The organism is Pseudomonas sp. R151218B TE3479 (assembly GCF_053629195.1).
Genome location: NZ_JBRJHV010000001.1, coordinates 4,868,612 through 4,882,616, shown reverse-complemented (window position 1 = coordinate 4,882,616; position 14,005 = coordinate 4,868,612). Strand labels below are relative to the sequence as shown.

Here is a 14,005-nt window from a genome sequence, read left to right as displayed (position 1 = left end):
CGGTCTGAAGACCTGTGCGGGCGCCGCGTCGCTCGCTAGCTTTGGGAGTCGGGTTTGGTCTTGAGTTTGCCCAGCAGCTTGTCCAGGGATTTCTGGTTCAGCGCCTTGGCCAGCGGGAAGTCCGCTGGCATCAGCGAACCGGCCTGTGGGTCAAGGCAGTGTTCGACCAGTGCCTGTAAACGTTCCAGCAGGCGGGCGGGCAAACGACTGTCGGCATTCGGTGTGACGCTGTGCCATTCGACACGCAACACGCCGTCCTCCAGCCAGGCCACCACTTCACGGGCATGGGTCACTCGGTTCACCGGGGCCACATCCGGCGGCGGGGTCAGGCTGCTTGCGCGCAACCAGCCCGCTGGCGTTTGCTCATGCCCCAGGTAGTTGAACAGCACATCGCCGTGGCTGGCCGGCAACTCGCCGCGCTGGCGCAGCAAGCCGTAGCCCAGGCCCAGGCCGGGTACGTCACGCAAGGCTTGCTTGGCGTTGCGCACCTGATCGCCCGCGGCGCCACTGGCACTCACGCGCAGTGGGTAGAGGGTGGTGAACCAGCCGACGGTGCGGCCGACGTCCAGCCCGGCAAACGGAGCGTCACGCCCGTGGCGCTCCAGGTCCACGACGATGTCGCTGCGCTGTTCGACCTCGGCCAGGGTCGCGGCGAGGGCGGCGATCAGCAGTTCCTCCGGTTGTGTGCGGTAAGCCGCGTGGGACTCGGTCAGCCATTGGTGCGTGCGGCTGGCATCCCAGCGGGCCGACAGGGTCTGGCGTTCGGCGACCGTGGCCATGGGCGGCGGGTTCGCAGAGCTCTGGGCACTCCAGTAGCGCTGCTCGGCGGCAGCTTTGGCGGCATGGGCTTGCAGGTGCTCGGCCCATTGGCGATAAGAGGTGGTTTTCGCCGGCAACGTCGGCTGCTCGCCACGTTCCAGGGCGGGATAGAGCTGTTGGAAATCTTCCAGCAGCGGCGTCCAGGACACCGCATCGACCACCAGGTGATGGGCCACCAGGTACAGGCGCTGTGGTGTGCCTTCCAGCAGGGCCGCGGCAAACAGCGGGCCGTGTTGCAGGTCCAGGCTTTGCGCGACTTGCAGCAATTGCTCCGGGTGCTCGCAGCAGGTCAACTGAGCCGGTGCCACTGGGGCGATGTGTGCCTGCCATTGGCCATCGACATGGGTGAAACGCAGGCGCAGGGCGTCGTGGTGGGCCACCAGCCGATCCAGCGTGGCTTGGACGATGGCCGGTTCCAGGCGACGGTCGCTGTCGGCCAGCACCGATTGGTTCCAGTGCGCGGCCTGGACCTGTTGCTGGTTGAAGAACCACTGGTGCAACGGCATCAGCGGCATCGGCCCGGTCACGTCGCCTTGTTCGGCCTGGGTCAGCAGCGCTGTGGTTACGTGGGCCAGGGCCGCCGGGGTCGGCGAGCGGAACAGGTCCCGTGGCGTGAGCGAATAGCCCTGCTCACGCAAGCGCGAGATCAGTTTCAGGCCGAGAATCGAGTCGCCGCCCAAGGCGAAGAAACTGTCCGAGGTGCCGACTTCGCGGCCGCCCGTCAAGGTTTCACCGAGCAATTCGCCAAACAACTGGCAGAGCAGGCGTTCCAGGTCGTTGCGCGGTGCCGCGTAGTCCTTCTGGGTGTTTGGCAAGGGCAGGGCAGCCAGGGCCTTGCGATCGATCTTGCCGTTAGTGCTCAGGGGCAGCGCCGGGATGTGCACCCACACCGCCGGCACCATGTAGGCCGGCAGCTCGGCCGCAAGCAGGGTCTCGAGGTCCGACTGCGCGGTGCTACTGCTGTAGAACGCCACCAGGCGGTTGTCGATGACCAGGGTGCAGGCGCCAGTGATGGCCGGCAGGTTCAGCAGGGCTGAGTCGATTTCCCCCAGCTCGATGCGCTGGCCACGCAACTTCACCTGATGATCGAGACGCCCCAGGTACTCGATGTTGCCATCGGCCAGGAAGCGGCAGCGGTCGCCGGTGCGGTACAGGCGATCACCGGCCACGAACGGGCTGGCGAGGAAGCGTTCTTCGGTCAGGTCCGGGCGTTTCAAATAGCCACGGGCCACGCCGACGCCGCCGATGTACAGCTCGCCGATGCTGCCAATCGGCAGCGGCTGCATGGCTTCGTCGAGGATGTACAAACGCAGGTTGGCGATGGGCTTGCCAATCGGCACGATTGTATCGTCCGCCGAGCAACGCCAGACTGAGACGTCGATGGCCGCTTCGGTCGGGCCGTACAGGTTGACCAGCGCCGCCGGGTGTTGGCCCATGAAGCGCCGCACCAGGTCCACTGGCAAGGCTTCGCCACTGGCGAACACCTGGCGCAAGCTGTGGCAGTCGACCAGACTCGGTTCCTCGACAAAGGCCCGCAGCATCGACGGCACGAAGTGCAGGGTCGTGACCCGTTCCTGCTGGATCAACTGGCTGAGGTAGGCCGGGTCGCGATGACCGTCCGGACGGGCGACCACCAGGGTCGCGCCGGTGATCAATGGCCAGAAGAACTCCCACACCGACACGTCGAAGCTGTACGGCGTCTTTTGCAGCACACGGTCGTTCGGGCCAATCGGGAAGGCGTCCTGCATCCAGTGCAGGCGGTTCATCAAGGCACCGTGTTCGTTCATCACGCCCTTGGGTTGGCCGGTGGAGCCGGAGGTGTAGAGCACGTAGGCCAGGTCGTTGGCCTGGACGCTGATCGGCTCGAACGCAGAGGCTTGCGGCAAAGCGTCGAGGGTCCAAGCCTGATGCCCGACAGGCAGGCGTGACAGCCATTGCGCCTGGGTCAAGGTGACCTTGGCATCGGCGTCTGCGATCAGGAAGGCCAGGCGCGGGGCCGGCAATTCCGGATCCAGCGGCAGCCACGCGGCGCCGGCATGGACGATGCCGAGCAAGGCCACGACCATCTCCACCGAACGCTCCATGCACACCGGCACGATGCTGTCACTGCCCACGCCAGCGGCGCGCAGGGCCCGGGCGACGGTTTGCGCCCGCTGGTCCAGTTCGGCATAACTCAGGCGCTGGCCTTCGAACACCAGCGCCGGGGCGTTGGGGCTCAAGGCGGCTTGCTGGCTCAGGGCGGTGTGCAGGTTGGTTGGGCCGTCGTAATGACGTTCGGTGGCGTTCCAACGGTCCAGTTGCAGTTGGTCCTGCTGTTGCGGGAACAGTTCGATCAGGGTGCGCCCAGGGGTTGCCACCAGGGCGTCGAGCAGCGCGCACCACTGCGCGCTCCAGCGTTGCATCGTCGCTTCGTCGTACAAGGCCGATTGGTATTCCAGGGCCAGCGTCATGTCGCTGCCGTCGTCCTGGACTTCCCAGCTCTGTTCAAACTTGGCGTCGATCACCGGCAGCATCTGCTCTTCGACGTTCAGCCCCGGCCATTGGCTGCTGTCGACGCGGCCATAGTTGAGGGAGAACAGCACCTGGAACAGCGGCGTGCGGTTCAAGTCGCGGTTCTGCGCGATGGCACCGACCAGGGTGGCGAAAGGCAGGTCGGCATGGGCCTGGGCCGCGCGCAGGTCGGCTTCGAGGCTGGCGAGCAATTGCTCGGCCGGGGCTCGTTGGTCGACGTCGCTGCGGATCACCAGGGTGTTGACCAGGCAGGCCAGCAACGTCTGGGTTTGAGCGTGGTCACGTTGGTCCGCCGGGGTGCCGAGGCGAATCTCCCGCTGGCCGCTGTAGCGGGCCAGCAGTGCACTCAGGGCCGTGGCCAGCACCACGTAGGTGGTCGTGCCGCGCTGACGGGCGAACTGTCGGATGGCTTCGGCACGCTGGGTGCCGAGGCGGACGCTCAGTTGTCGGGCGCGACGATCGGCTTCGGCGCCGCGTGGATGATCGATGGGCAGGTCGAGCAGGTAGTCGTCCTGGCCCAAGTGGTTTTTCCAGTAGTCCAGGCTGGTGTTGCGCTGGGCCTGGGTGTCCGGGTGCTGTTCCCACAGGGCGAAATCGACGTAGTCGATCTCCAGCGGCGTCCACGCGGGCGACTGCCCGTTGAGGCCGGCGGCGTAGGCCTGGGTCAGTTCGTCGATAAGCAACTGCATGGCCCAACCGTCGGTGGCGCTGTGGTGCAGGCACACCAGCAACAGGTTTTCGTCGCTGCCCTGGCGTTGCAGCAGGTGCGCACGCCAAGGCGCGGCGGCGGCCAGATCGAACGGTGTCATCAGTTCGTCCTGGGCGATGGCGCAGGTCGCGGTCCAGTCCTGGGTTGCAACGCGAGTGACCGCGAGCGCCGGCCCGTGGTCGTCGATCAGCAGTTGCGGCTCGCCGTCGATGTCGACAATCCGGCTGCGCAGCACCAGGTGGCGCTGGCTGACCTGCTCAAAGGCCTCGCGCAAGACCTGCACCTGCAGCTCGCCGCGCAAGGTCAGGGCGAACGGCATGTGATATTCGCGAGACTCCGGCACCAGGCGGCTGAGCATCCAGAACCGGCGTTGGGCCAGGCCCAGGGGCAGTTGCGCCGGGCGCGGTTGTACGCGGATCGATTCACCGGGCAAGGCCGCCCGCAGATGCTCGGCCAAGGCCGCGACCGTCGGTTGGGCGAACACCAGCGGCAAGGGCAGGGAAACCCCCAGGCGCTCACGGACTCGGCTGACCAGACGGGTGGCCAGCAAGGAGTGGCCGCCGAGTTGGAAGAAGTGGTCCTCGATACCGACGTCTGGACAGCCCAGCACCTCGCTGAACAGTTCGCAGAGCGCGGTTTCAGTGGCATTGCGCGGCGCGGTGCGCGGTTGGTCGCTTTGGCTGTGTGGCAGCGGCGCGGCGGCCAGTGCCTTGCGGTCGAGCTTGCCGTTGCTGTTGAGCGGCAGGCGGTCAAGCTGCACGAAAACGCTTGGTTGCATGTGCACGGGCAGGTTGTCGCTCAAGTCGGCACGCAGGGTCGCCTCATCGGCGTCACCGCACCAGAAACTCACCAGGCGCTGATCCAGCAACAAGGTGGCGGCGTCGCGAACACCGACCTGGGCCAGCAGCGCAGCGTCGATTTCCCCCAGCTCGATGCGCTGGCCACGTAACTTCACTTGGTGGTCGAGACGCCCCAGGTACTCGATGTTGCCATCGGCCAGGAAGCGGCAGCGGTCGCCGGTGCGGTACAGGCGATCACCGGCCACGAACGGGCTGGCGAGGAAGCGTTCTTCGGTCAGGTCCGGGCGTTTCAAATAGCCACGGGCCACGCCGACGCCGCCGATGTACAGCTCGCCGATGCTGCCAATCGGCAGCGGCTGCATGGCTTCGTCGAGGATGTACAAACGCAGGTTGGCGATGGGCTTGCCAATCGGCACGATTGTATCGTCCGCCGAGCAACGCCAGACTGAGACGTCGATGGCCGCTTCGGTCGGGCCGTACAGGTTGACCAGCGCCGCCGGGTGTTGGCCCATGAAGCGCCGCACCAGGTCCACTGGCAAGGCTTCGCCACTGGCGAACACCTGGCGCAAGCTGTGGCAGTCGACCAGACTCGGTTCCTCGACAAAGGCCCGCAGCATCGACGGCACGAAGTGCAGGGTCGTGACCCGTTCCTGCTGGATCAACTGGCTGAGGTAGGCCGGGTCGCGATGACCGTCCGGACGGGCGACCACCAGGGTCGCGCCGGTGATCAATGGCCAGAAGAACTCCCACACCGACACGTCGAAGCTGTACGGCGTCTTTTGCAGCACACGGTCGTTCGGGCCAATCGGGAAGGCGTCCTGCATCCAGTGCAGGCGGTTCATCAAGGCACCGTGTTCGTTCATCACGCCCTTGGGTTGGCCGGTGGAGCCGGAGGTGTAGAGCACGTAGGCCAGGTCGTTGGCCTGGACGCTGATCGGCTCGAACGCAGAGGCTTGCGGCAAAGCGTCGAGGGTCCAAGCCTGATGCCCGACAGGCAGGCGTGACAGCCATTGCGCCTGGGTCAAGGTGACCTTGGCATCGGCGTCTGCGATCAGGAAGGCCAGGCGCGGGGCCGGCAATTCCGGATCCAGCGGCAGCCACGCGGCGCCGGCATGGACGATGCCGAGCAAGGCCACGACCATCTCCACCGAACGCTCCATGCACACCGGCACGATGCTGTCACTGCCCACGCCAGCGGCGCGCAGGGCCCGGGCGACGGTTTGCGCCCGCTGGTCCAGTTCGGCATAACTCAGGCGCTGGCCTTCGAACACCAGCGCCGGGGCGTTGGGGCTCAAGGCGGCTTGCTGGCTCAGGGCGGTGTGCAGGTTGGTTGGGCCGTTGTAATGACGCTCGGTGGCGTTCCACTCGATCAGTTGGCGATGACGCTCGGCCGCTGGCAGCGGTGTCCAATCCCCGAGGCGGGTTTGTGGCGCGTCGAGCATCGTCTCCAGCAGGTGTTGCCATTGTTCCAGCCAACGCTGGGCCGTGGTTTCGCTGAACAGCGCGGCGCGGTATTCCAGCAACACCGACAGCACTTCGCCGTCGTGCACTTCCCAATTCAGGTCGTACTTGGTGGCCTGGGCGGTCACCGCGCGTTCCCTGACCTGCAACTGCGGCCATGGCTGGCTCGACGTGTCTGCGTTCTGCATGGCGAACAGCACTTGGAACAGCGGGGTCTGGCCGAGGCTGCGCGAAGGCTTCAAGTGTTCCACGACCTGGTCGAACGGTACGTCCTGATGCTGTTGGGCATCCAGCACACGGTCGCGCACCTGGTTGAGCAAACCTTCGAAATCCAGGGCCGGATCCAGGTCGGCGCGCATGACCACGGTGTTGACGAAGCAGCCGATCAGCGGTTGCAGCTCGGCGAATGGACGCTGGGCCACCGGGCTGCCGACCCGCACGTCGCGCTGGTTGGCGTAGCGCCCCAAGAGCAACTGCGCGGCACCGAGCATGAGCATGTACAGGGTGGCACCGCGTTGCCGGGCGAACTGCCGCAGGCGTTCCACCAGGGCGGGCGGCAATTGCAGTTGCACTGCGCCGGCCGCCGGGGCGAGCTGGTTTGGACGGCCCTGTTCGGTCGGCAGGTCGAGCAGGTAGTCGCCGTCCTCCAGTTGGTTGCGCCAGTATTCCAGTTGGCTGCTGAACGCGCTCTGTTGGCCGGGCTCGCGCTGCCAGAGGGCGTAATCGGGATATTGCAGCGCCAGCGCCGGCAGTGTCGCCGGGGTGCCATGGCACTGGGCGGTGTAGCACTGTCGCAGTTCCTCCAGCAGGTTCTGGCTGGAGGCATCATCGGTGGCGCAGTGGTGCACGCTGAGCAACAGCAGCGACTGGGCGCCGCCACTGCGTTGCAGCAATGTGGCCCGGACCGGCACTTCGGCGGCGAGGTCGAAACGGTGGCCGGTTTCCGCATGGATCGCCGCGTCGGTCAGTCGCTGCCATTGCTCGTCGCTGGTCGCTTGCAGTGCCGTCACCTGCACGGTGAGATCGACCTTCGGCTCGATGATCAACGTCAACTCGCCGTCGGTATCGCGCACGATGCGGCTGCGCAGGATTTCGTGGCGTTGGACCACACTGTTCAGGGCCGCTTGCAGGGCCTGGACATGGAGTTCGCCGTCCAGTTGCACGGCGCTGACCACGTTGTACTCGCCACCGCCGGCGCTCAGTTGTTCGAGGAACCACAAGCGTTGTTGTTCGAACGACAGCGGCAGGCGCGCCGGACGCGGTGCCGCGACGAAGGTCGCCGCCGGGGCTTGCAGGGGATCGCCCAGTAGCGCGGCCAAGGCGTCGAGGGTCGGGTGTTCGAACACCGCCCGCAACGGCGGCACAGTGGCGAACTGTTGGCGCAGGCGGGCGAACAGGGCCGCCGCCAGCAGCGAGTGGCCGCCTAAGTAGAAGAAGTGGCTGTCACGGCCGATCTGCGTCGACGGCACGTTCAGCAACTCGGCCCACAGGGCGGCCAGTTGCTGTTCGGCAACGCTGCGCGGCGGGTCCAGGGCGTCTGGCGCGGCTTGGATGTCCGGGGCCGGCAAGGCCTTGCGGTTGAGTTTGCCGTTGTCGGTCAGCGGCAGCTCATCGAGCAGCACGAACGCCGAGGGCACCATGTAGTCGGGCAGGGCGGCGCCAATGGTTTTGCGCCAGGCATGGATGTCGGCCTGCTGGTCGCACGTCACGTAGGCCACCAGGCGCTTGTCGCCGGGCACGTCTTCGCGGGCCAGGACCACGGCCTGGCGCACGCCCGGCTGAGCACCGATCAAGGTTTCGATTTCCCCCAGCTCGACACGGAAACCACGGATCTTCACCTGATGATCCATGCGTCCCAGGTATTCGAGCTGGCCGTCGGGCAACCAGCGCACCAGATCGCCGGACTTGTACATCCGTGCGCCTGGCAGGGACGAGAACGGGTCTTCGATGAACACCTTCGCGGTCTGTTCGGCACGGTTGAGGTAGCCCAGCGTCACGCCGGCACCGCCGATGTGCAGTTCCCCCGGGACGCCCACCGGCATCGGGTTGAGGAAGGCATCGAGCACGTAGGTGCGCACGTTGGCGATGGGCCGGCCGATGATCGGCCGCTGCGGGAAGTCATCCACCGCGCAACCGGTGGCATCCACGGTGCATTCGGTCGGACCGTAGGTGTTGAAGAAGCGGCTGCCGGTAATCGATGGCAGGCGTTGCCACAGTTGGGCGTCCACCGCATCGCCACCGAACAGCACGAAGCGCGGCAGGTACACCTCGCCAAGGCGAACACCGTCGCTTTCGAGCAGGGCCTTGAGCTGTGCCGGGGTGCACTCGAAGGCGTCCAGGCGGGTTTCACGGAAGAAACCGGCCAGGGCCTCGGGGTCGTAGCGCACGTCTTCCGGGGTCAGGTACAGGCTATGGCCGTCGAGCAACAGGATCAGCTCGGCCACCGAACTGTCGAAGGCGAACGAGTAGTTGAAGCTGGTGCGCATCGGCTGGTCGGTGTAGCGGCGATACAAGCCATGGATACGCGCCCAGGCCAGGTTGACCACCGAACCGTTGGTCACCAGGGTGCCCTTGGGCTTACCGGTCGAACCGGAGGTGTACATGATGTAGGCCAGGTCTTGCGGCCCGGCGAGCGGGGCCGGGTTGTTGTCCGGCTGGTTGGCGAACAGTGCCGCGTCGCTGTCCAGGCGCAAGCGTGGCAACTCGGCACCGAGTTGTTCCAACAGGCCCTGCTGGCCTATGAACAGTGCCGGTTGCGCGTCTTCGAGCATGTACGCCAGGCGATCCACCGGGTAGGTCGGGTCCAGCGGCACATAGGCGCCACCGGACTTGAGAATGCCCAGCAGGCCGACCAGCAGTTCCAGCGAACGCTCGACACACAGCGCCACCGGGCGGTTGGCGCCGACGCCCTGGCTGCGCAGGTAATGCGCCACCTGGTTGGCCCGACGGTTCAGTTCGCCGTAGCTCAGGCTGCGACCTTCGAAGCACAGGGCGTCACGTTCCGGGGTGCGCTCGGCCTGTTGTTCGAACAACTGGGCGAAGGTCAGGTGCGTCGGCACCTCCATTTCGGTACGGTTCCACTCGACCACGGTGCGTTGCCACTCCGCGTCCATCAGTAGCGGCAAGGCGGCGACCGGGCGCTGGGGCTCGGCGAGCATGTGTTCGAGCAGGTGTTCCAGGCGGGCGAGGGTCTGGCGGGCGCTGTCGGCGACGAACAGGTCGAGGGCGAACATCAACTCCAGCTGGATCGGCGCGTTGGCCGGGCACAGCACATGCAAGTCCAGGTCGCATTCGGAGTGCCGCAGCGGGGTGTCCAGCGCTTCGAACTCCAACCCGGGGAAGCGCAACCGCGACTCCATGGCCAGTTGCTGGGCGACCATGACCTGGTACAGCGGCGCATGGCTGAGGCTGCGTGGCAGTTGCAGGCTGTCCACCAGTTGCTCGAACGGCAAGTCCTGGTGCAGCAGACCATCGCGCAGGCGCTCGGCCACTTGCTTGACCAGGGCACTGAAGCCGGCTTGCGGCTCGAAGTCGGCGCGGATCGCCAGGTTGTTCAACAGAATGCCCAGCAGGCCTTCGGTGCCCGGTTGTTCACGGTGGGTGACCGGGGTGCCGACCAGCACCGTGGCGTCGCCGCTCAAGCGGTGCATCAGTACGGCGAAGCCGGCGAACAGAACGGTGAACGGTGTGGTGCCGAGACGACTGGCAAAGGCTTGTACCCGGCCGCTGAGGTCGGCGCTGAGTTCACGCTGCACGATCCCGGCACGGTAGCTTTGTACCGAAGGCCGTGGATGGTCGGTGGGCAAGGCCAGCAGCGGGCTGGCGTCGCTGTCGCGACGGTCCAGGGTGGTGGTCCAGTAATCGAGTTGGCGCTTGAGTTCGGCGCCTTGCAGGTGTTCGCGTTGCCAGAGGGCGAAGTCGGCGTACTGCAGCGGCAGGGCCGGCAGGTCGGCGGGAGTGCCGTTGCAACGGGCTTCATAACCCAGGGCCAGCTCGCGCAGGGCGATGGTGGCCGACCAGGCGTCCGACACCAGGTGATGCAGGGCGATGCCGAGCACGTGCTCGCCCGGCGCCAGGCGCAGCAAGCGCGCACGCAGCAGCGGTGGGCGCGTCAGGTCGAACGGCTGCTCGAAGGTGTCTTGCAGGGCATTGAACTGTGCGCCGGCGCGTGCGGTGGCGGTCAGCCCCGACAAGTCTTCGAAGGGCAACGCGATGTCCAGCGCTGGGCTGATGCGTTGGCATGGCACGCCGTCGGTGCTGTGGATGCCGGTGCGCAGGATTTCGTGGCGCACCAGCAGGTCGTTCAGGCTGGCGTGCAGCGCCTCGACATTGAGTTCACCCTTGAGGTGCAGGGCGAACGGGATGTTGAACAGGGTGGTGCCCGGCGTCAGTTGCTCGATGAACCACAGACGCTGTTGCGAGAACGACAGTGGCAGCAGCGTTGGGCGTGGTTGGGCCTTGGGCACGCTGAGCGCGCTGGCTTGCGGTGCGGCGGCCTCGGCCTGGCGGGCGGCGATGGCCACGGCCAGCAAGGCCACGGTGGGGTGTTCGAACAGGACTCGTAATGGCAGGTCCAGTTTGAACTGGGTGCGCAGGCGCGCCACGATCTGGGTCGCCAGCAGCGAGTGCCCGCCAAGGGTGAAGAAGTTGTCTTCCACGCCGACCGTGTCGCGGCCCAGGACTTCGGCCCAGATCGACGCCACGGTGGTTTCCAGGGCGTTGCGCGGGGCGATGCTTTCCTCGGCGTCGGCCTGCCAGTCCAGCTCGCGGGCGGCGAGGGCCTTGCGGTCGACCTTGCCGTTATTGTTCAGGGGCAGTTTGTCCAGGCCGACGAAGGCCGCCGGGACCATGTACGGCGGCAGTTGCGCCCGCAGGTGTTCGCCCAGGCCATCGCTGCCCTGGGTCTCGTCATGGGCCGACCAGTACGCCACCAACCAGGCTTCGCCGACGGTGTTTTCCCGCAGCAGGACGGCGGCTTCGCGTACGTTCGGGTGCTGGGCGAGACGGTGTTCGATTTCCGTCAGTTCGATCCGGTGCCCGCGCAGTTTCACCTGCTGGTCGCGACGGCCGAGGTATTCGATCACCCCGTCTGCACGCCAGCGTCCCAGGTCACCGGTGCGGTACAGGCGACCTTCGAGTTGAGGGTGCTCGATAAAGGCCTCAGCGGTGCGCTGCGGGTCGTGCAGGTAGCCGCGGCCGACGCCGACGCCACCGACACAGATTTCCCCGGCGACGCCAACCGGCACCGGGCGCAGGGCTTCGTCCAGCACGTACAGACGGTTGTTGGCGGTCGGCTGGCCGATGGGCATGTGGCTGACCTCGGCCCCCGGGGCTGCGAAGATCGGCTGGAAGGCCACGTCGTCGGCACATTCGGCCGGTCCGTAGGCGTTCATCAGCGCGATGTCGGGGAACCGTGCGAACCAGTCCCGGGCCACGGTCGGCGGCAGGGCTTCACCGGTGGGCAATACCCAGCGCAGGTCCGGCAGTTGCAAATCGCACGGGCACAACGCGAGCACGGTGCGCATCAGGCTCGGGACGATTTCCAGCACATTCAGGCGCTCGCTGGCGAGCACCTGCAGCAGGCGTTGCGGGTCGTGGGCGACTTCATCGGGAAGAATGTGCACGGTGGCACCGAGCACCGGCGCGGCGAGGAACTGCCACACCGAAATGTCGAACGCCACCGAAGCGGTCTGCGGAATGCGGTCGGCGGCATTGAGACCCAGGGCCGGCACCTTGCCGAAGATGTTGTTGAGCATGCCGCGCTGTTCGATCATCACGCCCTTTGGCGTGCCGGTCGACCCCGAGGTGAACAGCACGTAGGCCAGGCTGTCGGGGCGGGCGAGCACCGGCAGTGGCGCGTCGTTGCCCGATCTCCAGCAGGCTTCGGCGAACAGCGCCGCGGGCGCCCGGTCGAGGCCGCTGAGCAGTGGGTCGAGCAGACCGCTGCAGGCTTCGCTGGCGATCAGCAGCGGCGCGCGGGACAGCCCGAGGATTTCCCGCAGGCGCTCGGGCGGGTGATTGACCTCCAGGGGCAGCATCGCCGCGCCAGCCTTGAACACGGCCAACATCATGGTCAACAGCGCCAGGCCACGGGGGGCCACCAGCGCGACCAGTTGGTCTTCACCGGCACCGGCCTCGCGCAGGGCGTGGGCCAGGCGCGTGGAACGCAGGTCCAGCTCGGCGTAGGTCAGCGACTCACCGGCGCAGGTCGCGGCGATCTGATCACCGCGCTGGGCGACCTGGGCGGCAAACAGCTCGGCGTAGCTTTGATCCAGCGCAAAGTCATGGGGGTTCAGCGCCCATTCGCCCAGCAACTGTCGACGTTCGTCGGCGGCCAGCAGTTCGAAGCTGGCCAACGGCGCGTCGGGGGCGACGAGCATGCTGCGCACCAGGCTGGCGATGTGGCCCAGCAGGCGCTGCACGGTGGCGGCCTCGAAACGTTCGCGGTCATAGGACACGCGGATGCCCAGTTGTTCGCCCGGCAGGATTACCACGGTCAAGCCGTAGTGGGTGTGCACGCTGTGGTCCATGCCTTCGAGGCTGAACTGGAAACCGCCTTCGAGGATCTGTTCGTCGATGGGCGCGTTTTCGAATACCAGGATGCTGTCGAACAGGGTTTCACCCCGGGGGAAATCACTCCAGCCCTGGATGTCGGTCAACGGCGTGTGCTCGAAGTCACGCATGTCGACGTTGAGTTTCTGCAGGTCGCCCAGCCAACTGCCGAGGGAGGCGTTCGGATCCACGGAAACCCGCAGCGGCAAGGTGTTGATGAACAGGCCGATCATTTCCGCGACGCCGGTCAGGTCGGCCGGACGCCCGGCCACGGTGACACCAAAGACGACGTCCTGCTGCCCGCTGTAGCGCGACAGCAGCAACGACCAGACTCCCTGGAAAAACGTGTTCGGGGTGATCCGGCGACTGCGGCAGAACGCCGCCAGTGCCTGGGTTTCCTGCGCGTCCAGGTGAATCAGTTGGTCGTCCACCAGCACCGCATCGGTGTAGCGGTCGCGGGTCACGCCGTTGTCCACGGTCAGGGGCGTTGGGGCGTTGAGGCCTTGCAACTGGCCGCGCCAGAATTGCTCGGCCTTGCCCGCATCCTGGCGTTGCAGCCACTGGATGTAATCGCGAAACGGTCGAGGGCTTTTCAGTTCCGGCGTGCGATCGTTGCACAGCGCTTCGTAGACTTTGAGGAAGTCCACGGTCACCAGGGAGATGCACCAGGCGTCCATCAGAATGTGGTGGAAGCTGCGAATGAACTCGTAGGACTCGTCGGCCAGGCGCACCAGCCGGAAGCGAATCAGCGGTGGCTTGGACAGGTTGAAGCCGACTTTCTGCTCGTCTTCCAGCAGCGTGCGGATCCGCGCCTCCTGCTCATGGGGCGCGAGCCCGCGCAGGTCGAGGGTGTCCAGCGGCACCTTGACCTGGCGATGGATCACCTGCACCGGTTGCTTCTGGCTTTTCCACTGGAAACTGGCGCGCAGGGAAGGGTGCAGCGCCACCACCTGGCGCCACGATTCGAGGAACGCCCCTTCATCGATGGCCCCGCCGATGCGGTAGCGATCCTGCATCAGGTACACCCCGGAGTCTTCGTGCAGCAGGGAGTGGAACAGCATCCCTTGTTGCAACGGCGACAGCGGGTAAATGTCTTCGATCGGGTTGCCAGTGGTTTTTTCGGTGGTCATTGAAAACGTCCTGCGTAAAAAGG

At 66.3% G+C, this 14,005-nt stretch carries 1 protein-coding gene; it reads right to left on the bottom strand.

Going from position 1 to position 14,005, the window contains the following annotated elements:
- Positions 1 to 35 precede the first annotated feature (35 nt).
- Positions 36 to 13,982, bottom strand: a complete 13,947-nt coding sequence (locus AB7M32_RS20820) for a non-ribosomal peptide synthase/polyketide synthase (RefSeq protein ID WP_454251190.1) — start codon at positions 13,980 to 13,982, stop codon at positions 36 to 38.
- Positions 13,983 to 14,005 lie beyond the last annotated feature (23 nt).